Here is a 25,578-nt window from a genome sequence, read left to right on the forward strand (position 1 = left end):
CTAATGATTACACTCTTCGTCTTTATCACAAAATCCCTCTCTAAGTAACAAAGTAAACACCTTAGAAGACAGTAAGCCTTCTAAAACATAAGCAATATTTAACAGAGGGAAGTGAAGAATACTTAGATATATTTCACACTTCGAAATAAATACATGACTGGGTAGATTGGGAATGGGATGGGAGCCAGAAAACCGTTCAATTTCACTTTTAATCGCTGGTAAACCGGCTCATTGTCGAATAAGCGCAGCCTGTTACCAGACCGCGCTTATTCAACCTGACAACCTATTTACTGGTAAACGATCTCACCTTTTGGTTCAAAAGCCGCCGCATCCAGCGGTGAATGCTTTTCGATATATTGTTTCAGCACTTCTGCATCGATAAAACCGGTATTCACGTAGCTCGGCAGAGTAGAGAGCTTCGGATAGCCATCGCCGCCCAACGCGTTGAAATTCAGCGTTGCCAGGCGATAGGTTTTATCCGCCTGCAACGGTTCGCCGTTGATTTTCACGTTGCTGACGCCTTTACCGTCGGCCACCAGGCTGACGTTGGCGAACTGGGCATAGGCCCCTGAATCTACCTTCATATTCGCCACCACCGCCAGATATTGCTGCACTTCGCTGCCCTTCATATCGGCATACACCAGCGTATTACCAAACGGCTGTACCTTGAGCACGTTTTTATAGGTGATATCACCCGCCTCAATAGAATCACGCACGCCGCCACCGCTCATCACGGCGAAATCGGCGTTAGCCCTTTCGATCTGCGCCGCCAGCAGCATGCGGGCCAGGTTGGTCTGCACAAAGCGTACTTTGCTGCGATCGCCTTCCAGTTTGCCGTTAACGCTGCCGATCTTCACACCCAACTGCGCTTGGCCTTTTTCCTGGAACGGTGTCAACAGCTTCATCATGCCCGGATCTTCGGCAATCGCCTGGGTGTAATAGACACGTTCGCTGCTGCCATCGGCCTTCTCGACTTTCTTCTTCAGGTTGACCGGGATCAGTTGATAATGCACCAGCTTCAATTCACCGTTGCGGAACTGGAAATCAGCACGGCCAACGTACTTGCCCCATTCATGCGCCTGCACGATCCAGGTACCGTTCTGGCGATCCGGCGCGCATGGCGTTCCTGGCACATAATCTACCTGTTTGTGGTTCTCACTGGCCATACAGACCGGATCCTGCGAATGCCCCCCGACAATCATATCGAGATAGCCCGCAGGCAGGCTGCGCGCCATTTCCACATCGCCCGGCGCGTTAGAACCATGATTGCCGTCATCGTAATGGCCCATATGGGTGGCAGCGATAATCACGTCAGGCTTTTCTTCCTTACGTAACTGTTCAACCACCTGTTTGGCTTCCTGCGCCGGAACGCGGAATTCGATGTCGGTGAAATACTCCGGGTTACCAATCTTGGCGGTGTCGTCGGTGGTCAGGCCGATCACTGCAATCTTGATCCCTTGCTTGTCGAACAATGCGTACGGCTTGAATAAACGCTGTTGGGTGCTTTTCTGATAGATATTGGCCGAGAGCAGCGGGAAAGCGGCCCACTTTTCCTGCTGGCGTAACACGCTGAGCGGGTTGTCAAACTCGTGGTTGCCGATCGCCATCGCGTCGTAGCCAATCAGCGTCATACCGCGAAAATCAGGTTCTGCGTCCTGCAAATCAGATTCCGGCACGCCGGTATTGATATCACCACCGGACAACAGCAGCACGCTGCCCCCTTTGGCTGCCACTTCCTGGCGGATGCTGTCCACCAGCGTTTTCTGCGCGCCTAAGCCGTACTCACCGTGATCGTTTTGCCAGAAATGGCCATGATGATCGTTGGTGTGCAGGATGGTGATGTCGTAGGTTTTATCCTTTTCCCAGGCACTGGCCGTTCCTGAAAGCAAAGTCAGGGACACGGCCAACGCACATGCGGTGGTTTTTAGCGAAAAACGCATGGCGGATCTCCATTGCTGATAACCGATATTGTTGATGTGTGCTGAAGTGTAACGCGAATTAGCAGCAAGCAATTTCAAATTTTTGTGACATAGGCTGGATTATGCCGGATAGGCTGAAAGCTGCTCAGCTTCGGGATATCACCACGGCGGAATAACATCTAAGCAACAATATTTCACGTGCAAGATAAAGGGTATAAGATGACGACTTTGCATCCACTTACCAGGCTAATAATAATATGACTGACCGTAGCGAAGCCGACCTGCCATCAGCCAGAGGCAATGCGGTGAAAGGCACCGTTTTTTCGATTCTCGGTGCTATCAGCGTTTCTCACCTGCTTAACGACATGATTCAATCGCTGATCCTGGCGATTTACCCGATCCTGCGCGCTGATTTCAATCTCAGCTTTGTGCAAATCGGCATGATCACCCTCACCTATCAGCTCACGGCATCGCTGCTGCAACCGCTGATTGGCTACTACACCGACAAGCACCCGCAGCCTTATTCGCTGCCCATCGGCATGGGTTTTACCCTTTCCGGCTTATTGCTGCTTTCGGTTGCCAACACCTTCCCATTAGTGCTGCTGGCCGCGGCGCTGGTGGGTACCGGTTCCTCGGTTTTCCACCCGGAATCCTCCAGAGTGGCGCGTATGGCCTCCGGCGGGCGGCATGGCCTGGCGCAATCGCTGTTCCAGGTGGGGGGTAACTTCGGCAGTTCGCTCGGCCCATTGCTGGCAGCTCTGGTTATCGCGCCCTATGGCAAAGGCAATGTGGCCTGGTTCTCGCTCGCGGCGCTGCTGGCTATTGTGGTGCTGTTGCAGGTCAGCAAATGGTATCAACAGCAACATCGGGCCGCTCAGAGCAGGCCCAAACCGCCTGCACAAGGGTTACCGCTGCCAAAACGTACCGTGGTGTTCTCGCTCGGCATTCTGCTGATCCTGATTTTCTCCAAATACTTCTATCTCACCAGCATCAGCAGCTATTACACCTTTTATCTGATGCATAAGTTCGGCGTTTCGATACAGAATGCACAACTTCATCTGTTTGCCTTTCTGTTTGCCGTAGCCGCCGGAACCCTGATCGGCGGGCCTTTGGGGGATAAATTCGGGCGTAAGTATGTTATTTGGGGTTCTATCCTGGGTGTCGCGCCCTTTACCCTGGTTTTACCCCATGCATCTCTCTACTGGACCGGCGTTTTGACGGTGATTATCGGGCTTATTCTGGCCTCGGCATTTTCCGCCATTCTGGTGTATGCGCAGGATCTTATTCCAGGGAAAGTGGGCATGGTTTCCGGGCTATTCTTCGGTTTTGCTTTCGGTATGGGCGGTTTAGGTGCGGCCGTTCTTGGTTATGTTGCTGATTTGACCAGCATCGAACTGGTCTATCAAATCTGTGCTTTCTTGCCGTTAATCGGGATTATTACCGCATTACTGCCAAATGTAGATCACAAGCGGCATTAACCCCCTTATAACCCGGATGATAAGGTTTACTCATTCGGGTTATTCTCTCTTTAAGCCCACATTATTTGCATTATTAGACCTTAAATTACCTATTTGGTATGAAAATAGTGAAATTCTCTGCTTTTTTTACATAAATGATAAAATTAGCTAAACACGAATAAGGCAAATGCAATAAACTCAATGGCTCTTTGCGCAAAATGAATGCAATTTACTACTAGAAGGAGTCTGGATGCACAACTCAACACCCTTGATCACCACGATTGTCGGAGGATTAGTACTCGCTTTCCTCTTTGGTATGCTGGCAAACCGCCTGCGCATCTCTCCTCTGGTAGGGTATCTGGCCGCAGGCGTGCTCGCTGGCCCGTTTACCCCAGGTTTTGTTGCCGATACCTCTCTGGCACCTGAACTGGCAGAAATCGGCGTGATCCTTCTGATGTTCGGTGTTGGCCTCCACTTCTCTCTTAAAGATCTTCTCGCCGTAAAATCGATCGCCATACCCGGTGCCATCGCACAAATTACCGTCGCCACCTTGTTGGGCATGGGCCTGTCGAAACTGATGGGTTGGGATCTGGTTTCCGGCCTGGTATTCGGTCTGTGTTTGTCTACCGCCAGTACCGTGGTGCTGCTGCGGGCGCTGGAAGAGCGGCAACTGATTGACAGCCAACGCGGGCAAATCGCTATCGGCTGGTTGATCGTCGAAGATTTAGCCATGGTGTTGGCACTGGTTCTGCTGCCCGCCTTCGCCAACATGATCAGCAGCGAGAATACCAGCTCCACACAGTTGCTGACTGAACTGGCCATCACCATCGGTAAAGTGATTGCATTTATCGCACTGATGATCGTGGTTGGCCGCCGTTTGGTACCGTGGATCCTGGCTAAAACCGCCAGTACCGGTTCACGCGAGCTGTTTACGCTGGCGGTGCTGGCGTTGGCCTTGGGGATTGCTTACGGTGCCGTTGGCCTGTTTGATGTCTCATTTGCACTGGGTGCTTTCTTTGCGGGCATGGTATTGAACGAATCGGAACTGAGTCACCGGGCGGCTCACGATACGCTGCCGCTGCGCGACGCCTTTGCGGTGCTGTTCTTTGTCTCCGTCGGGATGCTGTTTGATCCGATGATTCTGCTCCACGAACCCTTGGCGGTGCTGGCCACGCTGGCGATTATCGTGTTCGGTAAATCAGTGGCGGCATTCCTGCTGGTAAAAATGTTCGGCCACTCCAAGCGCACCGCGCTGACGATTTCCGCCAGTCTGGCGCAGATCGGCGAGTTTGCCTTTATTCTTGCCGGGTTGGGGATGACCCTCGGCCTGATGGATCAGCACAGCCGTAATCTGGTGCTGGCCGGGGCGATTCTGTCGATTATGCTCAATCCGCTGCTGTTTACCTTGCTGGAGCGCTATCTGGCAAAAACCGAAACCATAGAAGATCAGACCCTGGAAGAGGCGGTAGAAGAAGAGAAACAGATCCCGGTGGATATGTGTAACCATGCGCTGATCGTCGGTTCTGGCAGCGTTGGCAGCCTGCTGGGAGCCAAACTCGCCAGGGCCGGTATTCCACTGGTGGTGGTTGAAAACTCACGCACGCGGGTTGAAGCCTTGCGTGAACAGGGCGTCAAAGTGGTACTGGGTAATGCGGCCAATCCAGAAGTGATGGATCTGGCACGCCTGGACTGCGCACGTTGGCTGCTGTTGACCATTCCAAACAGTTACGAAGCCGGTGAGATCGTGGCCTCTGCTCGCGCCAAACGGCCAAATATCGAAATCATTGTCCGTGCTCACTATGATGACGAAATCTCGTACCTCTCTGAACATGGGGCGGATCAGATAGTGATGGGTGAGCGCGAGATTGCCAACAGCATGCTGAATAGCCTCAAGCTGGAGACGCTGTCGGAAGAAGAGAAAATGGGCGCTTGCCCGATCTGATACCGATAAGCTCACAGGAGCGCCAGAACGGCGCTCCTGCTATTTCCTGTTACCTTTCCCAGTAAGACTCTTCCAGGCTGTCTTCCCGCTCAGGCAAGCCGCGCGTCAGGCGCGGTGAATGCTGATTGAGCACCTGATAGCTGACGCGGTTGGCATATTTACACACCTGCGCCAAAGACGAATAGGTCAGATAACTGCGCACGTGCTTGCTGGAGTTCGGTACGTTGTTGCGGTGATAACCGTTAGCCGCAATATCATGCAGCAAGGCAGACAGCGCCGCATCGCCGGCACCGTTGGTATTCATGATTTTTTCCGGGCCGCCCATATAGGGCGCAATATGCGAATAGATGCGCAGCGGGTTCTCGCAGCTCGCACGGCGCATGCCACGGCTGAATTCATAACGGTTGAACTCGGCAATCTGCCCCGGCAGCAGCGGATGCTGGGTTTCACGCTTGTTGGCCTCTTCGGTATAGCCTGCCATATACAGGCCGCTCGGCCCGGCGGTACACAGCACCAGATCCACCCAATCGAGCGCCATATCCGCCGCCATTAGCGGATCGCTGAGCCCGGTCAACTCCAGCGCTTCGTCCTCGTTCATCGCCAGAATGGAGACGTGCTCGTTGAGAAAATCGCGCCACCACTGCGGGTTGTCGGCAATCACATATTTGGTGCCCAACGTCAGCACCACCGGCACATCGTGCTTTTTGGCATATTCAATCGCTTGCATGGTGGCGGCAGGCATCGGCTCGCCCGGCTTGCAGCGTACCAGATAAGAGGTCAGCACTAACGCCGAAGCCCCGGCAATCACCTCTTCAGGAATACTCTCCGGTCGCAACTGGTTCATCTGCCCCGGGCTGATGGCGAAGGTGCGCTCACCGCTTTCAGTGATCAGCGTGAAACAGCGGCCAATCGCATTATCCACAGCTTGCAGGTAGTTGAGATCGGTACGGCTGGAGGTGTTACACAGATAACGGTAGGCATAACTGCCAATCTTGATATTGCTGCACATCACGCCCAGCAGGATCGAACGATCGTCCGCCAGCACCGAATAATTGTGCAAGGTATTGCCGATCGTCCCACCGGCAAACTGGTGGGTGATCAGGTTGTTGTCCTGCAGTTCCTGATACAGAGCTTCGGCAATGTCATCTTCAATCACCAGTGAATGGCCAAGACTCAGTCCATAGCGTGCAACAAACGCATCATCCACTTTCGCTTCGATATCCACCAACGTCTGGTCGATGCCGACGATATAAGAGGTGCCGATTTCATTTTCTGGCTGCGCCTGCTGCAATAACGGATCGCGAGCGTTAACCGGGAAATAGTGTTTGGATTTACGTTTACCAGGAAATTTCATGTGATTGACAGAAGTGGCTGTGAACAGGCAGGAATATTAGCATATTCCTGCCTAATTGATTAAAACCGCTGTGCCACCAGTTGCTGCATCATATCGATATGCGCCGAGTCATCATTAAGCGCAGAGATGTATTCGAACTTTTCACCGCCAGCCTCGAGGAAGATCTCCCGGTTCTGCTCTTTGATCTCCTCCAGCGTTTCCAGGCAGTCTGCCGAAAAACCGGGGCAAATCAGTTGAATGTGCTTCACACCCTGAGCAGGCAAACCTTTCAGAGTTTCATCGGTGTAAGGGGTTAACCATGGTTCGCGGCCAAAGCGCGACTGGTAGGTCAGCATCACCCGATCAGCCGCTAACGGCAGCGTGGCCGCCAGCGCTCGGTAGGTATCTTCACAACGCTGTGGATAATCATCCCCTAAACGAGCATAACGCTTTGGAATACCGTGGAATGACATGATCAGGCGATCCGGCTGGCCGTGCTCGGCCAAAGAACGCTCGACGCTTTGCTGTAATGCAGCAATATAGGCAGGATGTTCGGCGTAATCGCGGATAAAACCGATCGATGGCAGACGGCGATAACCTTTTAGCACCCGCGCAACGCCATCCCACACCGCCGCGCTGGTCGAGCAAGAGTATTGCGGATAGAGCGGCAGCACCACCAGATTGGTCACGCCCTGTGCCAGCAGATTGTCGATCGCCTGCGCCAGGCTCGGTGAACCGTAGCTCATCCCCAGTTCTACCGGCGTGTTTGGCATGCGTGCCGCCAACGCCTGCTGCTGGCGGCGGCTGTAAACCAACAGCGGTGAGCCTTCGTCCATCCATACGGATTGGTACAACTTAGCCACGCGCGGCGAGCGCAGCGGCAAAATGACCCCGTTCAGAATCGGCCACCAGAGCAGCGGTGACAGATCGACCACGCGGCCATCGCTGAGGAACTCTTTCAGATAGCGTTTGACCGCTCGCGGGGTTGGGGCATCGGGCGTGCCCAAGTTCACCAGCAATACCCCGTGTTTTTCTTGCTTCATTACAGTTCCCTTTTCCGGCCTGGCTAATACGCTGTTATTAGACGTGATTAATGGCGTAATGCTTGTCAGTTAAGGCTAACCCGTTCCCTCTACCTTAGGAAGAGGATGGGGGAAGATCACCGAATTAGGGCCCCTCACCCCGGCCCTCTCCCACAGGGAGAGGGGCGACACGTTTAGCGCCTGCTGCATAATTAGGCGATTCTGCGCTTAACTGACTGATATAAGAGTAATGACAGCTATTGTAGCGGAAAAGTGCTGAGCCGGAACCGATATCAGCAACAGGTATTCCCGCTGCGGCCTACTTCTGCGCCAGTTGCCATACCGCAGCCACGTTGCGCGCGGTCACTTCCAAATTGCGCGCCGCACCCGCTAACGCCTCTTCCAGAGTCACAATGCGATCCAGCACTGAGAAAGCAGCATCGATACCGTGCTGATGCACCACCTGATAATCCGCCGCCAAACTGCCAGCGATGCCGATCACCGGCAGTTGGTGGCGCTTTGCCACCCGCGCTACGCCGATCGGCGTTTTGCCGTGAATTGATTGGCTGTCGAGCCGCCCTTCGCCGGTGATCACCAGATCGGCATCGCGCAAAGCCTCTTCCAGTTGCAGCGTTTCGATCACGATCTCAATCCCCGGCCGCAGTTGGGCGGCAAGAAAGCCGATCAATGCCGCGCCCATGCCCCCGGCTGCGCCCGCACCTGCCGCATTCAGTACCGCGCGCCCGGTGGCCTGCTCCAACAGCGTACCGTAGTGATGCAGCGCGTTATCCAGTTCCTGAACCATGGCTGGCGTTGCCCCTTTTTGCGGGCCAAACACCGCCGAAGCACCCTTCTCACCGCACAACGGGTTATCTACGTCACAGGCCACGGTGATCTTGACCTGTTGCAAACGCGGATCCAGTTGGCTGAGATCGAGATGTGCCAACTGCGCCAACGCTGCGCCACCGGGTTGCAGCGGCTGATGATTTTTGTCCAGCAGCTTGGCCCCAAGCGCCTGCATCATACCCGCGCCGCCATCATTGGTTGCGCTACCACCGATCCCCAGAATGATCGATTTCACCCCGCGTTCCAGCGCGGCCAGGATCAGTTCACCGGTGCCATAACTGGTGGTGATGCGAGGGTCACGCTCATTACTCGCGGCCAAGTGCAGCCCAGATGCGGCAGCCATTTCGATCACCGCTGTCTCGCCATCCCCCAGCAGGCCATAAAAGGCCGCTACCGGTCTACCCAAGGGGCCGGTGGCGCTGACCGTAACGATCTCACCGCCGGTGGCAGCCACCATGGAGTCCACCGTCCCTTCGCCACCATCTGCCATCGGCAGCAATACATATTGCACATCGGGGAATATCTGGCGAAAACCACGCTCTATGGCATGCGCCACTTCCAGCGCACTCAGGCTTTCTTTAAATGAGTCGGGTGCTATCACCACTTTTTTCAGCATTGTCATCTTAGATTCCTTAGCCTGCGAGATTGAATACGCCGAACATCAGCGCCGAAACGGTGGCAATGGTGAAGCCCACCAGCGTTTCATAAGGTAATAGCTTCAGCCGTTCATGCACGGCCATGTTGACGCTCCCGCCGGTGGCGTGGAAGAAGCTGCCATGCGGCAGGTGATCAAGCACGGTTGCGCCCGCATGGATCATTGCCGCCCCGGCTAACCCGCTGACGCCCAGTTCGAGCAATGTGCTGCTGAACACGCTGGAAGCGACGGCAGTACCCGCCGTGGTAGACGCGGTAGCCATGGACATCAGTGCGCCAGAAAGCGGAGCCAGCAGCCAGGCAGGCATGCCGGTGTGGGTCAGGCCACTGATCAGGACGTCTTTTAATCCTGAGTTCGCAATAATCCCAGCTAGGGTCCCGGTACCGAGCAGCATAATCGCCACCGGAGCCATACGGCTGAGGCCCGAGATCATGAACTTGTTGCTGTCACGGATGCGCCCCATCAGCAGCGCCCCCATCAGGCCACCCACCGGCAAGGCGATCAGCGGATCTACGGCAATACCGGCAATCGGGCGCAACGACAGCAGCAGAATGGCGATCAAAGGCGCGCTGATCGCAGCGGCAAAACCAGGGCGCGCCCCTTCAGCCTGAATGGTCAACTCTCCTGCACTGACCATGCTGCCCTTATTGCTCAGGCGTTTCGCCAGCAGATAAGCCACCACCAAACCGCATAAGCCGGGGACGATCCCGGCCATCATCACCGAGGTGAGGGGCACGTTGAAATTCTCGGCGGCGGCAATGGTGTTAGGATTGGGTGACATGACGTTGCCCGCTTTGCCACCGCCGATCATCGCCAGCAGAATGGCCACACGGGAGATCCCGGCTTTTTGCGCGATAGACAGGGCGATCGGTGCCACGGTGATCACCGCCACATCGATAAATACTCCAACGGCGGTAAGAATCAAGGTTGCCACCGCCAAGGCCAGTAAAGCGCGGGTTTCCCCCACTTTACGCACGATGGTTTCCGCAATGGTGTGTGCCGCACCAGATTCAATCAAGACGCCAGCCAGCACACCGGCGGCCAGAATGCGCATCACCGCATTGGTGATACCCTGTGCACCGGTGATCATCAGCGTGACGGTTTGTACCAGATCGGCACCGCCGCACAAGCCGCCCGCCAGCGCACCGGCGATCATGCCATAAGCCGGTGGAACCTTACGTAAAATCAGTACGATGGCGACAGTTAACGCCACCAGCGCGCCTAAAGTGGATACCGTTGTCATTATTATTTTCCCTGTGGTTGGTGTGCCAGCCAACTTAACGCCAGCACTGCGTTTTAGCCTGAGAGAAAACAACAAAAAAACCGGTCAAAAGGGAAGGAAAATTGTGGGTTAATACAGTTCAGTCATTAATCAGCATACCAATATACAACTGCAAATTATCGCCTAAGTTATTAATGTTTAAACCCGTTATTGCCTCTACCTTTTGCAGGCGATAACGTAGCGTATTCACATGGATATGCAGCTGAAGCGCAGCCTGCGTCTGATCACAATTCAGGTAAAAGTATTGGCGGAGCGTATTACGCAGCACGCCTTTCTCGTCTTTTTCACTCAGTACCGCCCAAGGCCGTGACAGCTCTTGTACGCGCCAGTCCTCTCCCATATCACACAGCAGCGAAGGCAATGGGTAATCCTGATAGAACAAGGTCTTATGGCGTAACTTCAACCGGCGTGCCATCGCCTGAGTTGCCCGTGCAGTCAGGTTGGAACGCTGTAACCCTTCCTGGCCCGCGAAATAACCGCCGATGATCAGCCTGACGCGAAAGCGGCCTTGTAGCTGATTCAGCAGTTGCTGCGCCTGGCGACGCTCCTGCTTCAGGCTCCATTCCCCTTGCTGCAGCATGGCAGGCCGCAGCAGCACCAACTCATTGAAGCGCGTCATGATCATCAACGCCTCACGCTGGGTACTTTCCAATTCGGTCAGTAAATCACGTAACAACTGCGGTTGCTGATCGTATAACTCGACAATCCAGACCAGCCGTGGCTGCTGTAAATCCAGCCCCAGATAAGCGGCCATGGCTTCCAACGAGCCAGGCTCAGTTTGCGGTTGCAGCAGTTGATGCGCCAGCTCCTCACGGTAACGCCGCTCCCACTGATGCTGCCCCAGCAACGCCGCCTGTTCCACCATCAGTTCAGCCGCCATTTTCACCAGTTCGGCATAGGCACGGACCTCCTGCGGATCGCCAGAAATGCCAATCACCCCAACGAGTTGCTGACGAAAGCTAAACGGCAGGTTGATGCCGGGTTTTACCCCTTTCAGATGAGCTGCCGTCGCCGTATCTATTTCAACCACACGATTTTCCGTTAGCGCCAGCACCGCGCCTTCGTGGCGCTGATACAGTCGTGCCGGATCGCCCGAGGCAATAATCACGCCGTTGCTGTCCATCACGTTGACTGAATGATGAATTATGCCCATCGCACGTTGCACAATCTGCCGTGCTGTGGCCTCTTCCAGAAAACTTGTCTGCCTGAGCATGCGCTTTTCCTGTCCGGTAATATGGGTATGCAAAAAAAACGCCGGGCGTCAGGCCCGGCGTTCTAAAACAGCAATAAAACCGATTAGCCCAGAATGTTCGCCAGTTCAGCGCTCACTTCGGTCACTTTACGTGTGCCATCGATTTTGTGGTAAGCAGTATTGCCCGCATCGGCTTCTTGATGATAGTAAGACACCAGCGGCGCGGTCATCTGATGGTATTCCACCAAACGCTTACGCACGGTCTCTTCCTGATCGTCTTTACGGGTGGTCAGTTCTTCGCCAGTGGCGTCGTCCTTGCCTTCCACCTGCGGCGGATTGAATTTGATGTGATACACGCGGCCAGATGGCGCATGCACGCGGCGACCAACGATACGATCAACGATCAGTTCGTCCGGTACGTCAAACTCCAGCACGTAATCCACTTTGATGCCGGCTTCTTTCATCGCGTCTGCCTGTGGAATGGTGCGCGGGAAACCGTCCAGCAGGAAACCGTTACGGCAGTCTTCCTGAGTGATGCGCTCTTTAACCAACGCAATCACCAGTTCATCGGTAACCAACTTGCCGGCGTCCATAATTTCTTTCGCCTGCTTGCCCAGTTCAGAGCCGGCCTTCACGGCTGCGCGCAACATATCACCGGTGGAAATCTGCGGAATACCGTATTTCTCCATGATGAATTGAGCCTGAGTACCTTTACCTGCGCCCGGAGCGCCCAGCAGTATGATACGCATTGCGTAAATCCCCTTGCTATGTAGTTTTTATAAAATTGCGAAAACACTCAACCATACCATTTACAAGGGTGCTGGCTCAAGGTAGCGAGAGGAGATCGCGGGTGGAAAAACGCAGCTGAAACGAGGCAAGAGAGAAAGAGAAGAAAAAATACGCCCCTAACCGCTGGGTTAAGGGCGTAGGTGTTATCAATTACGCAGACAACAGCTTGTTCATCCGGCGGATAAACTGGTTTGGATCTTCCAGCGTACCGCGCTCTGCCAGCAGGGCCTGATCCAGCAGCAGATCGATCCATTCGGCAAATTGCTCGTTATCGCCCACGTCAGAGGCGCGTTTGACCAGCGCATGCTCTGGGTTCAGCTCAAAGATATACTTCACTTCTGGTGCTGCCTGGCCCGCTGCGGCGAACAGTTTCGCCATCTGGGTGCTCATTTCATCGGCATCGGTGGTGACGATGGCCGGAGTATCGGTCAGGCGATGCGTCAGCCGTACGTCTTTCACCCGCTCACCCAGCAACGTTTTCACCCGCTCGATAAACGGCTCAAGCTGCTTCTCGGCTTCTTTCTGCTCTTCGGTTTCATCCGCCAGTTTATCCAGCGCTTCATCCGCTTTGCTGACCGATTGGAACACTTTACCGTCGAATTCGGTCAGGTAGCTCATCATCCACTCGTCGATGCGATCGGAGAGCAGCAGCACTTCAATGCCTTTCTTGCGGAACAGCTCCAGGTGCGGGCTGCTCTTGGCGGCGGCGTAGCTGTCGGCGGTGATGTAGTAGATCTTGTCCTGGCCTTCGGTCATGCGGCCGACATACTCTTCCAGCGATACGCTTTGCGTCGAACTGTCGTTATGGGTAGTGGCAAAGCGCAGCAGCTTGGCGATGGCTTCTTTGTTGCTGCCATCTTCCGCCGGGCCCTCTTTCAGCACCAGACCGAACTGCTGCCAGAACTTCTGGTAGCCTTCCGCATCGTCTTTCGCCAGCTTGTCCAGCATCTGCAATACGCGTTTGGTTAACGCGCCGCGCAGGCTTTGAGTTACGCGGTTATCCTGCAAAATTTCGCGGGAAACGTTCAGCGGCAGATCGTTGGAATCGATCAGGCCACGCACGAAACGCAGGTAGTTCGGCATGAACTGCTCGGCGTCATCCATGATGAACACGCGCTGTACGTACAGCTTCAGGCCGTGCTTGTGATCGCGGTTCCACATGTCCCATGGCGCCTGCGCCGGGATGTACAGCAGGCTGGTGTACTCCTGCTTGCCTTCCACACGGTTGTGACTCCAGCTCAGCGGATCGGTGAAATCATGGGAAATGTGCTTGTAGAACTCTTTGTACTCTTCGTCGGTAACGTCTGATTTGCTGCGAGTCCACAGGGCCTGCGCCTTGTTGATCTTCTCCCAGGTGACGGTATCGTCTTCTTCATTCTTGGTTTCGATCTCTACCGGCAGCGCGATGTGATCGGAGTATTTGCCGATCACCGAACGCAGACGCCAGCCGTCGAGATATTCATCTTCGCCTTCGCGCAGGTGCAGGGTAATTTCGGTACCGCGATCGGCTTTGCTGATGTCGGCGATGGTGTAATCACCTTCACCCGCAGACTCCCAGAACACGCCTTCATCGGCCGCCGCACCAGCCGCGCGGGTGCGCACGGTGACTTTATCGGCCACGATGAACGCCGAATAGAAACCGACGCCGAACTGGCCGATCAACTGGCTGTCTTTCGCCTGATCGGAACCGATCGACTCCAGGAACGCTTTGGTGCCAGATTTGGCAATAGTTCCCAGGTTTTCAATCACTTCTTCGCGGTTCATCCCAATGCCGTTATCGACAATGGTCAGCGTGCGCTTTTCTTTGTCGAAGGAGAGACGCACGCGCAGTTCACCATCACCCTCATACAGATCCGGGGTGGAAAGTGCGCGGAAACGCAGCTTGTCGGCGGCGTCGGAAGCGTTGGAGATCAACTCTCGCAGGAAAATTTCTTTATTGGAGTACAGCGAATGAATCATCAAATGCAGTAGCTGTTTTACTTCAGACTGGAACCCACGGGTTTCTTGACCTTTCATACTCATTGATTACCTCAAAGACAGTAATGACCAAATCAGACAATGAAAGTAAAGTGGGGTCAACCCTGAGGTTTTTCAAGCGACTGGCGGGGGAATTTTTGCGAAACGATGACGGGGCAGCGGCCTGCCCCGCAGAAAAACATCAGAACTTGATCGCGTGGCGACCGGCCAGGGAATGCGACAGCGTGGTGCCATCAACCATCTCCAGCTCACCGCCCACCGGCACGCCGTGAGCAATGCGGCTGGCCAGAATGCCATACTGGCCGCACATTTCAGCGATGTAGTTCGCCGTGGCATCCCCTTCCACCGTCGGGTTGGTGGCGAGGATCACTTCGGTAATGGTTTCCTTTTCCAGCCGTTGCTCCAGCCGATCCAGGCCGATATCGCCAGGCCCGATCCCGTCCATCGGCGACAGATGGCCCATCAGCACAAAGTAGCGCCCGGCGAACTGCCCGGTCTGCTCAATGGCATGAATATCCGCTGGGCTTTCCACCACGCAGATCTGGCCGTTTTGCTGCCGACGTGGATTGTTGCAGATGGTGCAGGTGTCCTGCTCGGTAAAGGTGCGGCAATCGGCACAGTGGCCAATCTCCGACATCGCACGGGTCAACGCCTGCGCCAGGCGCATACCGCCGCTGCGATCGCGCTGCAACAGCTGAAACGCCATGCGCTGCGCCGACTTCGGACCAACGCCCGGCAGGCAGCGCAATGCCTCCATCAATGATTCAAGCAGCGGGCTGGTTTGCATCAGAACGGCATCTTAAAGCCAGGTGGCAACTGCATACCGTTGGAAACGGACGCCATCTTCTCTTTCTGGGTTTCTTCGATGCGGCGCGCCGCGTCGTTGAACGCCGCAGCGATCAGATCTTCCAGCATCTCTTTATCGTCTTCCATCAGGCTTTGATCGATTTCCACGCGGCGGCAGTTGTGTGCGCCGTTGATGGTCACTTTCACCAGGCCTGCGCCGGATTCGCCCGTCACTTCCAATTTGGCGACTTCTTCCTGCATCTGCTGCATTTTTTCTTGCATTTGCTGGGCTTGCTTCATCAGGTTACCCAGACCGCCTTTACCAAACATAGTCGTCTCTCACATAGCATTGGCCGCGCACGGTGCGCCGCGTTAAATAGGGCGGATACTGTCTTCATCCAGATCCGCGTCGAAAAATCGGCGCAGCGTCTGAATATGGGTATCCGCAATAATGGACTGGCGAGCCTGCGCCAGTTTTTCTTCATAAATGGCTTGCCGCCACTCCAGCGGAGTCCGCTCCGCCGGATTATCGTCTTCCACCACGATGAGTTCAACCGGGCTGCCATACAGCTCGCCGAGCGCATCAGCCAGCGTCTTCTGCGCCGAAGGCGAATTCAGATGACGCTGCGAAGACCGCAGGTGGAGACAAATTCTGCCTGGTTCCAACGCTTCTTTAAAGGCGTTCAACGCCAGTTGCTGGACCAGTTTCGGTATTTGCAACCGATCAACTTCCGCCGCCCAGGCATCACGCGCAATCGCCTCAACCACCAGTTTAGCTGACAGCTCGGGCGTTTTTTCATGCTCAAGCGCCGTGCGTAGTGCTTTTGGGGTAGCCAATGGTTCAGGGGCGGCTTCCGGTTCCATCTGCGCACGCCAGCGATAGGCTTCCGGCTTGGCAGGTTTTTCCTCCACCGCCTTTTCCGCCTGACGCTTCTGGCTGCGCTCAGTCACGGAAGCTAACCGCTCCAGTGCTGAGTTTGCCGACCGCGCTGTTCCAGGCGCAGCCGGCTCATTCTTTTTTGGTGTGGATGCCCCCTGTTGCCGCAGCAACTGGGTTCGCGCTTTCAGCAGCTGCGCGGTGGCATCGGGTAAACTCGTTGGTTGATTATTCTGTGGCGCTGCCGCCTGCCCTAAGGGTGGTGGCGCGTCCTGAAACTGTGGCGGCGGTGCAGGTGCTATCTGGCTTTGCGGTTGCACCATGGGAGCCTGTTGCACCATGGCGACCGGCTCAGGGATCACGGCTTTCGGGTGAAATGCCAGCGCACGCAGCAGGGTCATCTCAACGCCCATACGGCGATCCGGCGCGAAGGCCAGCTCTTTACGCCCGACCAGCAGGACCTGGTAATAAAGCTGGAGGTCTGCCGGTGGCAGAGTGCGCGCTAATTCACGCAAACGCTGTTCAATGGCGGCATAGTGGTTATCCAGCGCGGTAGGCAGCAACTGAATCATCGCAATGCGGTGCAGCAAGGCCAGCGTTTCCACCAGCAGGGTTTCCCAATCGACGCCGCGTGAAGCCGCCTGAGCCACCTGCGCCATCACTTTTTCACCATCGGCGCTGACCAAAGCTTCAAGAATCGCCAGCGGTTGCTCATCGTCCAACGTGCCAAGCATCTGGCTGACGGTAACGGTAGTCACCTGCCCTTGCCCCATGGCAATCGCCTGATCGGTCAGGCTGAGCGCATCACGCATACTGCCATCGGCAGCGCGCGCCAGCAGTTGCAGCGCTCGGGCGTCGCTGGTGACGTGCTCCGCCAGCAGGATGGTTTCCAGTTGAGTACGGATCTGCTCAACGTCCATCGCCTTCAGGTGAAATTGCAGGCAACGCGAAAGAATAGTCACCGGCAGTTTCTGCGGATCGGTGGTCGCCAGCAGGAATTTGACGTGCGAAGGCGGCTCTTCCAGCGTTTTCAACAGCGCATTGAAGCTGTGACGCGAGAGCATGTGCACTTCATCGATCAGGTAAACCTTGAAACGGCCACGCGCCGGGGCATATTGCACGTTATCCAGCAGATCGCGGGTATCTTCCACCTTGGTTCGGGATGCCGCATCGATCTCGATCAGATCGACAAAGCGCCCCTGTTCAATCTCGCGGCAGTTATCACATTGGCCACAAGGGGTGGCGGTGATGCCGGTTTCACAGTTCAGGCCTTTGGCCAACAGGCGGGCGATGGAGGTTTTGCCCACGCCACGCGTGCCCGAGAACAGATAGGCGTGATGGATGCGCCCCAAAGAGAGGCCATTAGCCAGCGCCGTCAGGACATGTTCCTGTCCGACAACATCTGCAAACGTTTGAGGGCGCCACTTACGGGCTAGAACCTGATAGCTCATTGATACCGGAGAAGTCGAGTGGTCTGGAGGGCCATGCTAACACAGCCCCGCGGCGTTCCGCGAGGCCGTTATGGTAATGCCGATCCGCTGCTGCCGATCAGTGTCCTGCAAAGTTGACCAGGCAGTAGCAATCAATGCCGAGGCCATTCAGGCGGGTTTCACCACCGAGTTCCGGCAGGTTGATAATAAACGCCGCGTCTTTCACTTCACCACCCAAGCGACGGATCAGCGTTGCGGTGGCTTCGATGGTGCCGCCTGTCGCCAACAGATCGTCCACCACCAGCACTTTATCGCCTGCGGTAATGGCATCGGTATGGATCTCCAACCGGTCGGTGCCGTATTCCAGCTCATAGCTTTCGCTGAGGGTCGCACGCGGCAATTTGCCCGGTTTGCGAACCGGCACAAAACCAATGCCCAACGCCAGCGCCACCGGAGCACCAAACAGGAAACCACGCGCCTCAGTACCCACCACCTTGGTAAAGCCCGCCTCGCGGTAACGCTCAACCAGCAGTTCGATGCTGGCAGCGTAAGCCAGCGGGTTTTCCAACAGGCTGGTCACATCACGAAACAGAATGCCCGGCTTCGGATAGTCAGGGATGGTTTTGATACTGTCTTTAATAAACTGAAGCTGCTGTGCAGTCGCGGTCATAGTTATTGCCTGATAAAACTACCTGATAACTTCCACACAGGCCCCTCAAACCCCGGCATGGATAATGCCTTGGGCAAGAATAATCAGAGGGGAGAAGCCTGCGCACGAAAACGCCCAAATCTATGCAAAATGCGCGATAAATGCAACCGACGCAGCACAATCAGCGCGTTTTTTGTTGCTCCCGATCAATAACCGGCAGCCGCAGCATAAAGGTCAGCAAGGCGACCAGCATCACCAACAGAACGCCCCTGACCCACCAGAGTTTCACCAGCCACAGTGAAACGGCGAACGTCAGCACAATCAGCAGCACCGCCTTCCATTTAGCCCCCGGCGGTAATGCACGGTGTTGCTGCCAGTGACGCAGATAGCCACCAAACCATGATCGATACAACAACCAGTGATGAAAACGCGGCGATGAGCGGGCAAAACACCACGCAGCCAAGAGCAGGAACGGCGTGGTCGGCAACAACGGTAGCACAACGCCCAGCGTTGCCAGCAGCACCGCCAGCCAACCCAATAACATTAATAACCAACGCGTCATGCCTGTCCTTATCATCATGATGGCCGCTTACTGTATCACCGGTGGCAGGTTTATCCACATGCGGCTTGTTTCAGATGCCGTTCACGGGCAAGCTTAGCAACAAACCGTTTTCCCAAAGGACATCCCGTGAGTACGCAGCGCTTACTACAAGCCCTTGAGCAGCAGATCGCCGCATTAGCCAGCGAAGTGCAGCCCCGTGGCGATGTACCGATCCCCCAGGCACGTTTTGACGTAGCGCTGTTTTCCAACCACGGTACGCGTTTACGTGACTATCTGGCTGAAGTAAAAAAGAACTTTGCCCAGTTACAGACTGCGGTAAAGGATAACCGCACCGCTCACGTCGCCTTTCTGGCGGAAAAACTGGTCGCACAGCTCACCGCGTTGCAGCGTGAAATGGCCACCCAGGTGTTGAGGCGCAAAAATCAGCCCAAAGAGGTGGTAGCCGTCGATTTGTACCACAAGCTGGCCGAACATCAGGATTATGAACGCCGTTTGATCTCGATGATTGAGGATCGGGAAAACCTGTTAGGGCAGCAAACCACCTTTGCAGCGCAGAAAAAGCTACAGCAGGAACTGGCGGCGATCGAAGGCCGATTAGTGCGTTGTCGGCAAGCATTAGCGCGTATTGAGCGCAATATTGAACGAAAAGAAAACGGTTTTTGAATAGTTATCACATTATTTGAATGATTATTCCCTCCCCTTAGCGATGTTCACTATACTAAACCGAAATGAAATATCACTTACTCACACGTTGGACCTATGTCTATAGATAATGCTTCTCCAGAATTACAACTGGCAGTAGATCTGATTTACCTGCTGGAGTGTAACGAAATCGATCCGGCAACGGCGCTGGCTGCATTGGACATTGTCAAAAAGGATTATCAGGAAAAAGTACAGCGTGCGGGTATAACGTCGCTCTATCAGCCGACTGGCCAACAATGACGGTGGGCAAACTTTCACTTGCACAGCACCGCCTTGTCGGCCCGCTAAATTAAACCGCTGGTTGGCCGCCATTATTCTGAGCTTGCGCCCGCTTCACTTCCTGCACCTCATTCCCCTGCTGATTATGTAAATACACTTCCAGTTGGTTGAAGGCGATATTGATATCGTTCTCACGGCACAAGCGCTCAATTGAGCGGTTCAGTTCATCCACGGTATAGCTGCGGTCACGCAACTCGCGCACGTAGAGACGCAGTTCGTGATCCAGCGTGCTGGCACCAAAGTTAAGGAAGAACACCTGCGGTTCAGGATCGGTCATGACGCGCGGGTTTTCGCGCGCCGCTTGCAACAGCACCGCTTTCACCTTATCCAGATCGGAACCGTAAGCCACACCGACCTTAATCAACACGCGGGTAATGGTGTCAGACAGTGACCAGTTAATCAGCCGTTCGGTCACAAACGCCTTGTTGGGAATAATCACCTCTTTACGGTCAAAATCGGTGATGGTCGTGGCGCGAATGCGGATTTTACTGACCGAGCCCGAAAAGGTGCCGATAGTAATGGTATCGCCAATACGCACCGGGCGTTCAAACAGAATAATCAGGCCGGAAACGAAGTTGGCAAAGATCTCCTGCAATCCGAACCCCAACCCCACAGACAACGCCGCCACCAGCCACTGCAGTTTATCCCAGGAAACACCCAGCGAACTCAGCACGGTGATCGTCCCCACGGTGGTGATCAGATAAGTCAGGATGGTGGTGATCGCATAAGAGGCCCCCTGCCGCAGTTGCAGACGCGAGAGCACCAGCACTTCGAGCAGCCCCGGCAGGTTGCGCGTCATGACGTAGGTGACAATCACCGCCACGATCGCCACCATCAGATTCCCCAAAGTAACCGCCTGCGGCACACTGGTGCCCGCGACCGTGCTGGCGTAATGCCACAGGGAAATGCTGTCGAGATAAGAGAATACCGTTACCAGATCCGACCAAATCGCGTAGAACGCGGTGGCAAACACCAGGAACAGCACCATGGTGGTCAAACGCAGCGACTGCTGGTTGATTTGATCCAGCGCCAATGGGGGTTCCTCCACCGCCTCACTGCCTTCAGCACCTTCTTTCTCTTTTGCCAGATTTTGACGCCGCGCCAAAGCACGGCGATAGGCCAGACGGCGAGCCGCCACGCTCAGGCCACGAATGGCGGCCTGATAAACAATATTCCACAGGAAGAATAGATACATGCTGTCAATCCAGCGCCCCGCCAAGCGCAGCGCGGTGTAGAAATAACCCACAAATACCAGCCCCAACAAGATCATGGGCATCGCGGCAATCGCCGTGACGATCACCAACCTCACCGCATGGGAACCTTTCTCACGCCAACTGTCGCGGCACAGCGGAAATACCAGCACCGACAACAGCGCCAACGTCAGGATCACCACCACCTGACCAATCACATCCTCCACCAGCCGCAGCGGTGCCTTCTCCCCAAGAACCGACCAGAAGATCAGCGGCAGTAAGGCCAGGCCTAACCTGAGCGTCTGGCGGCGATAATGAGCACAGTGATCGGCTGGGGTATTAAAGTGGCGCTCTGAAATACCGCCAGGCGCCAACATGCGGAAGGTAAAGCCAAATACCAGCCAGAATAGCGCCAACTGTTGCGACAGCGCCCAGATAAAATCACTGACCGTGAATTCTGCCCGATAGAACCAGAACCCGGCCCCCAGCAGCAACAGCGAACCCGGTAACACCTTCAGCAGCGTCAGCAGGATGGCTTTCGGCGTATGCAACTGAGTATCGCGCTTTAACTGGCCGACATCGTTGGCCAGTTTCTGTAAATGGCTATCGATCAGGCGATAGCGCCAACGCAGCAGCCCGATGACGATCAGCAGCGGGATCAGGAAAACCAGCGCCTGTAATCCGCCCATCAGCATCTGGCCAGGTTCAAACTTGAAATTCAGCGCGGCAAGCTGTTCTTTAATTGCCCCAGGCATCGCCTTCAGCCAGGTAAGATCGATGGGCCGGTTGCTGTTAACCCAAAAAATCTGCTGGGTCAGCGTATCCTGCACTGAGGTGTAAACGCTGGTCAGTTGCTGCTGGTTGATCTGCAGATTAATCGCCAGCGACAGCTGATTGTTGAGCTGTTTATTCAGTTGATCGAGCAATTCGCGGCGCATATCGATAATTTCATTCAGCGCATCAATCACATCGCCGCTGGCCTTCTCTTTGCTGGCAGCCACCAGTTTGTTGATGAAATCATCGCCCTTAAAGAGCTCATCGCGCTGCTGATTGACTTCAAACTGCTCCAAGCGCAGATCGGCGATCTGGGTACTCATGTCCGATGCCAGCGTCCTTGGCGGCAGATTCTGCTGCTGCTGATAAAGGATGCGTGACAGCACCAAACTGCCTTTCAGCACCTGAATCTGCTCTTTCAGATTACGTTCCGACTGCAAACCACGATCGAGCCAGTTTTTAACCTGGATATTCTGCTGGAACAGGGTGTTGCTCTGTTCCGTGGCGGCAATCAGCCGTTGGCTGATCTGGCGGTTGACGTCCAGCTCTTTGCTCACCAGGCGATCGTGCTGAATGTCGGTAGTATCTTCTGGGTTCTGCGCCTCCTTCGCCGTTTTTTCTGACAGCGTCAGGCGTTTGTTATTCACCACATCCTGTAGTACCTGCACCCGGTGATCGAGCGCGTCGATGTTCATGGTGGTGTAATCACGCTGCTTCTGCAGCAGATCCTGCAACGTGGTATTGGCCTCCAGGCTTCTACGCTGCAACTCTATCTCAGCGTTGAGCAATACCTGCTCGGTATTGAGCATCACCTGTTGAGTGCTGCGCAACGCCGCCTGCCCTGGCGAGCGATCGTTAAGCAGATTACGGATCTCTTGCAGGCGCTGCGAGGCGGTGTACATGGTGCTTTGTACCCGTTCAGGCTGAGTCTGCAACGAAATAAGCTGGCTGTTGTAAGTGGAAAGGCTTTCCTGGGTGTTCTGCAGATCGTCCAGCGTCTGATACAGACGGCTTTCCAACTGCCGCAGGGAAAGCGGCTGCAACTCGGCGCGGGTCAGAGCCTCATTGGCCGGGTTTTTCAGCACCTCTAGCGCCTTGGTGATCTGCTGTAATTTTACCGGAGCCTGCTGAAGCTGTTGCTTGAGGTCATTAGCTTCTTGCCGGGTACGGTCAATGGCATCGAGCAGCTCCACGGTTTGGGTTAAATCTTGTTGAGACAGCTTCTCCGCTGGCGTCAGGGTTTTCTGTTTGTTTAGCGAATCAAGCTGGCTTTGAATGTCACTGCGGGAAGGGATATCACCATTCTGCGCCGCATCAGCGATGGCTGGCAGAAAGACCATGGCAAACAACAGCAGAAATAGGGCGATAGTGCGGGTCATATCTGCTCCGCGCAACAGAGAAACAGTCTGAGAAGATGCTGTGATGAACCTGCGACTCATGATTTAACATCGGTTTGGCAATGGAAAAACCAGACTAGCACGATCGCAGGCGGGCAATGAATAAGAAAAACGTTGCTGGTGATGTACCGTTAAGGTTTAGAAGGTCAGCACCTTTTCGGCTGCCAACGTCCATTGCGCCAGCTCAACCAGCGTACCGATCTCGACGCCATCGGCCAGTTTCAGTTGGCTGACACCGCGCGCGTCGGCACAGGTTTTACACAGTTTTACCGTGACCTGCTGCGCCGTCAGGATCTCCAGCATCTGCTGCAAATGGTAACCTTCACGCGGCTGCTGCCCGGCAATACCGGCAACCACGGCGTCGGACATCAGAAACAGCTTGAGATCAAGATCGGGCTGCTGCTCTTTCAGGGTAATGGCCAAGCGCAACGCATTGAACAATGACTCGTGGCCGTAAGCCGCACCATTGGCGATCAATAAAACGGATGACATAAAGCTCTCCTTATAAAGGTTGGCGCTCTGTCAGCTCTGGCGGTTGTACGCGCAGGGTCGGGCTGAGTTGCACCATATCGATGAAGGTATCTACTAATACACTCGCTTCGGCTTTCAGATCAAAGCTTTCCGGCATAAACAGCCAGTTTTCCATCAGGCCCGTGACATAGGCATGTAGTATGATAGCGGCACGGCGGGTATGTAAATCGGCGGGTAGCTGGCCATGATCCATGCTATTGCGCAATACGCATTCGATACGATCGTAACCTTCCAGATAAAGTATTTTGCGTGCGTCATGCAACGGCATCATTTCACCCACGAACTCGCACTTATGAAACACAATCTCCATCAGGGCACGGCGACGGCTGTCATCCACCGTAGCTGTCAGAATGTAAATCAGGATCTCTCTTAAAATACGCAGTGGATTATCCGGAAACTTTGTCTGATACTCTATCTCCAGGTCGCCTATTTTCGACTCTGACAATTCCCAGACCTCGCTGAACAGGTCTACCTTATTTTTGAAGTGCCAGTAAATTGCACCACGCGTGACCCCCGCCGCGGTAGCAATATCTGTCAGTGACGTTGCTGAAACGCCACGTTCAGAGAATTCTCTCACTGCAGCGTCGAGAATCTGTTGTCGTGTTTCTAGCGCCTGCTGTTTGGTTTTTCGTGCCATGACGTTGCTTTTTAGGGGAAGTGTGATTTACATACATTCGCGAATGTATGTACCATAGCACGCACATAAAATTAACGCAGCAATGGGTTTTAAAGCTTGTGATCCATTGATCATTTTGAAATCGGACACTTGAGGTTTTTCTATGAACAAAAACAGAGGGTTAACGCCTCTGGCGGCAGTTCTGATGCTTTCAGGCAGCTTAGTGCTTACAGGATGTAACGATAAAGAAACCCAGCAACAAGGTGCCCAACACCCCGCTCCTACAGTGGGTGTCGTGACATTGAAGGCTGAACCTCTCAACATCACTACCGATCTTCCTGGCCGCACCGCAGCATACCGCATCGCCGAAGTTCGCCCTCAGGTTAGCGGCATTATCCTGAAGCGTAACTTCACCGAAGGCAGCGATATCAAGGCCGGTGTTTCACTTTATCAAATCGATCCGGCAACCTATCAGGCGTCTTATGACAGTGCGAAAGGTGAACTGGCCAAGGCCCAGGCCGCTGCGGAAATCGCCCGTCTGACGGTGACGCGCTACAAACCTTTACTGGGTACCAACTACGTCAGTAAGCAGGATTACGACACTGCCGTTTCAACTCAGCTGCAAGCAAACGCCGCCGTGGTGGCAGCCAAAGCCGCAGTAGAGGCCGCACGCATCAATCTGGCTTACACCAAGGTCACTTCGCCGATCTCCGGCCGGGCTGGCATCTCTACCGTAACCGAAGGCGCGCTGGTTTCCACCGGGCAAGTGACTGCCATGACCACCGTACAGCAGCTTGATCCGATGTATGTGGATGTCACCCAGTCCAGCAATGACTTTCTACGTCTGAAACAGGAACTGGCCGACGGTACCCTGCAACAGGAAAACGGTAAAGCCAAGGTGAAACTGCTGCTGGAAAACGGGCAGGAATATGCGCATGAAGGGACGTTGGAGTTCTCGGACGTTACCGTTGATCAAACCACCGGTTCCATCACCATCCGCGCAATCTTCCCTAATCCAAATGATGCCCTGCTGCCCGGTATGTTCGTACGTGCCCGTCTGGATGAAGGCGTTCGCAATGAAGCGTTGCTGGTTCCACAACAGGGTATAACACGCAACCCGCGTGGCGAAGCAACGGCCTTGGTTGTTGGCGCTGACGATAAAGTGGAATTGCGTACGCTGACTGCCGCGCAGGCCATTGGCGATAAATGGCTGGTGACTGCGGGCCTGAAAGCTGGCGATCGTGTGATTGTCACTGGCTTGCAGAAGATCAGACCAGGTGCCCAGGTGAAAGCGCAAGAAGCTGACAGCCAGGCCGCCGCTCAGACTCAGCCTGAATCCGCGAAGAAGTCATAAAAAAGGAGCCGGTAATA

The 25,578-nt window shown here is 54.8% G+C and carries 21 protein-coding genes and 1 other annotated feature; of the genes, 5 read left to right on the forward strand and 16 right to left on the reverse strand.

The features are described 5' to 3' along the window. Positions 1 to 287: 287 nt before the first annotated feature. Positions 288 to 1,940, reverse strand: coding sequence for a bifunctional UDP-sugar hydrolase/5'-nucleotidase UshA (gene ushA / locus ACX1CU_RS17920; protein WP_459399599.1), 1,653 nt, complete (start codon positions 1,938 to 1,940; stop codon positions 288 to 290). Between the two features lie 236 nt (positions 1,941 to 2,176). On the opposite strand from ushA, the gene ACX1CU_RS17925 reads away from it, so the two are divergent. After that, positions 2,177 to 3,397, forward strand: a complete 1,221-nt coding sequence (locus ACX1CU_RS17925) for an MFS transporter (RefSeq protein WP_459399600.1) — start codon at positions 2,177 to 2,179, stop codon at positions 3,395 to 3,397. A gap of 229 nt (positions 3,398 to 3,626) precedes the next feature. Continuing rightward, positions 3,627 to 5,318, forward strand: a complete 1,692-nt coding sequence (ybaL, locus tag ACX1CU_RS17930; protein ID WP_459399601.1) for a YbaL family putative K(+) efflux transporter — start codon at positions 3,627 to 3,629, stop codon at positions 5,316 to 5,318. A 49-nt stretch (positions 5,319 to 5,367) separates the two neighbouring features. Here the strand turns inward: ybaL and ACX1CU_RS17935 are convergent, their stop codons facing one another. From ACX1CU_RS17935 to ACX1CU_RS17990, 12 genes are all read right to left on the reverse strand, one after another. Beyond that, positions 5,368 to 6,672 (reverse strand): inosine/guanosine kinase, encoded by a 1,305-nt coding sequence (locus ACX1CU_RS17935; RefSeq protein ID WP_459399602.1) that lies wholly within the window; start codon positions 6,670 to 6,672, stop codon positions 5,368 to 5,370. Positions 6,673 to 6,731: 59 nt separating this feature from the next. Next, positions 6,732 to 7,694: a ferrochelatase gene (gene hemH / locus ACX1CU_RS17940; protein WP_459399603.1), complete on the reverse strand. Its 963-nt coding sequence runs from the start codon at positions 7,692 to 7,694 to the stop codon at positions 6,732 to 6,734. 298 nt (positions 7,695 to 7,992) lie between these two features. After that, positions 7,993 to 9,141, reverse strand: coding sequence for a glycerate kinase (locus ACX1CU_RS17945; RefSeq protein WP_459399604.1), 1,149 nt, complete (start codon positions 9,139 to 9,141; stop codon positions 7,993 to 7,995). Positions 9,142 to 9,151: 10 nt separating this feature from the next. Continuing rightward, a complete protein-coding gene (locus ACX1CU_RS17950) occupies positions 9,152 to 10,417 on the reverse strand; it encodes a GntP family permease (protein WP_459399605.1) in 1,266 nt (421 codons plus the stop codon). Between the two features lie 118 nt (positions 10,418 to 10,535). Continuing rightward, positions 10,536 to 11,669, reverse strand: a complete 1,134-nt coding sequence (locus ACX1CU_RS17955) for a sugar diacid recognition domain-containing protein (protein ID WP_459399606.1) — start codon at positions 11,667 to 11,669, stop codon at positions 10,536 to 10,538. 83 nt (positions 11,670 to 11,752) lie between these two features. Then, positions 11,753 to 12,397 carry an adenylate kinase gene (gene adk / locus ACX1CU_RS17960; protein WP_459399607.1) on the reverse strand — a complete coding sequence of 215 codons (645 nt, stop codon included), beginning with the start codon at positions 12,395 to 12,397 and terminating at the stop codon, positions 11,753 to 11,755. A 190-nt stretch (positions 12,398 to 12,587) separates the two neighbouring features. Continuing rightward, positions 12,588 to 14,453 carry a molecular chaperone HtpG gene (htpG, locus tag ACX1CU_RS17965; RefSeq protein ID WP_459402853.1) on the reverse strand — a complete coding sequence of 622 codons (1,866 nt, stop codon included), beginning with the start codon at positions 14,451 to 14,453 and terminating at the stop codon, positions 12,588 to 12,590. Positions 14,454 to 14,595: 142 nt separating this feature from the next. Then, a complete protein-coding gene (gene recR / locus ACX1CU_RS17970; RefSeq protein ID WP_459399608.1) occupies positions 14,596 to 15,201 on the reverse strand; it encodes a recombination mediator RecR in 606 nt (201 codons plus the stop codon). Further along, positions 15,201 to 15,530: a YbaB/EbfC family nucleoid-associated protein gene (locus tag ACX1CU_RS17975; RefSeq protein ID WP_037394553.1), complete on the reverse strand. Its 330-nt coding sequence runs from the start codon at positions 15,528 to 15,530 to the stop codon at positions 15,201 to 15,203. Before ACX1CU_RS17975 ends, recR begins: the two co-directional genes overlap by 1 nt. Positions 15,531 to 15,572: 42 nt before the next feature. Beyond that, a complete protein-coding gene (gene dnaX, locus ACX1CU_RS17980) occupies positions 15,573 to 17,528 on the reverse strand; it encodes a DNA polymerase III subunit gamma/tau (RefSeq protein ID WP_459399609.1) in 1,956 nt (651 codons plus the stop codon). Beyond that, positions 16,176 to 16,240, reverse strand: a sequence feature (DnaX frameshifting element). Its footprint overlaps the gene before it by 65 nt. A gap of 97 nt (positions 17,529 to 17,625) precedes the next feature. Beyond that, a complete protein-coding gene (apt, locus tag ACX1CU_RS17985) occupies positions 17,626 to 18,177 on the reverse strand; it encodes an adenine phosphoribosyltransferase (RefSeq protein WP_459399610.1) in 552 nt (183 codons plus the stop codon). 160 nt (positions 18,178 to 18,337) lie between these two features. Then, positions 18,338 to 18,718, reverse strand: coding sequence for a DUF454 family protein (locus ACX1CU_RS17990; protein WP_459402854.1), 381 nt, complete (start codon positions 18,716 to 18,718; stop codon positions 18,338 to 18,340). A gap of 126 nt (positions 18,719 to 18,844) precedes the next feature. Here ACX1CU_RS17990 and priC point away from each other — a divergent pair, with 126 nt between their 5' ends. Both priC and rsmS read left to right on the forward strand, forming a co-directional pair. Then, complete coding sequence (gene priC, locus ACX1CU_RS17995; protein WP_459399611.1) at positions 18,845 to 19,381, forward strand: primosomal replication protein PriC; 537 nt, start codon at positions 18,845 to 18,847, stop codon at positions 19,379 to 19,381. A 96-nt stretch (positions 19,382 to 19,477) separates the two neighbouring features. Then, entirely contained in the window at positions 19,478 to 19,660 is a 183-nt protein-coding gene (rsmS, locus tag ACX1CU_RS18000) for a pleiotropic regulatory protein RsmS (RefSeq protein WP_459399612.1), read from the forward strand. Between the two features lie 49 nt (positions 19,661 to 19,709). Here the strand turns inward: rsmS and mscK are convergent, their stop codons facing one another. The 3 genes from mscK to acrR form a co-directional block, all read right to left on the reverse strand. After that, positions 19,710 to 23,042, reverse strand: a complete 3,333-nt coding sequence (gene mscK, locus ACX1CU_RS18005; RefSeq protein ID WP_459399613.1) for a mechanosensitive channel MscK — start codon at positions 23,040 to 23,042, stop codon at positions 19,710 to 19,712. Positions 23,043 to 23,198: 156 nt separating this feature from the next. Continuing rightward, positions 23,199 to 23,552 (reverse strand): DsrE/DsrF/TusD sulfur relay family protein, encoded by a 354-nt coding sequence (locus tag ACX1CU_RS18010; RefSeq protein WP_459399614.1) that lies wholly within the window; start codon positions 23,550 to 23,552, stop codon positions 23,199 to 23,201. 10 nt (positions 23,553 to 23,562) lie between these two features. Beyond that, positions 23,563 to 24,228, reverse strand: a complete 666-nt coding sequence (acrR, locus tag ACX1CU_RS18015) for a multidrug efflux transporter transcriptional repressor AcrR (RefSeq protein WP_459399615.1) — start codon at positions 24,226 to 24,228, stop codon at positions 23,563 to 23,565. Between the two features lie 142 nt (positions 24,229 to 24,370). Between acrR and sdeX the strand changes: the two genes are divergently transcribed. Next, entirely contained in the window at positions 24,371 to 25,561 is a 1,191-nt protein-coding gene (gene sdeX / locus ACX1CU_RS18020) for a multidrug efflux RND transporter periplasmic adaptor subunit SdeX (protein WP_459399616.1), read from the forward strand. Positions 25,562 to 25,578 lie beyond the last annotated feature (17 nt).

This window comes from Serratia sp. D1N4, from assembly GCF_054552755.1.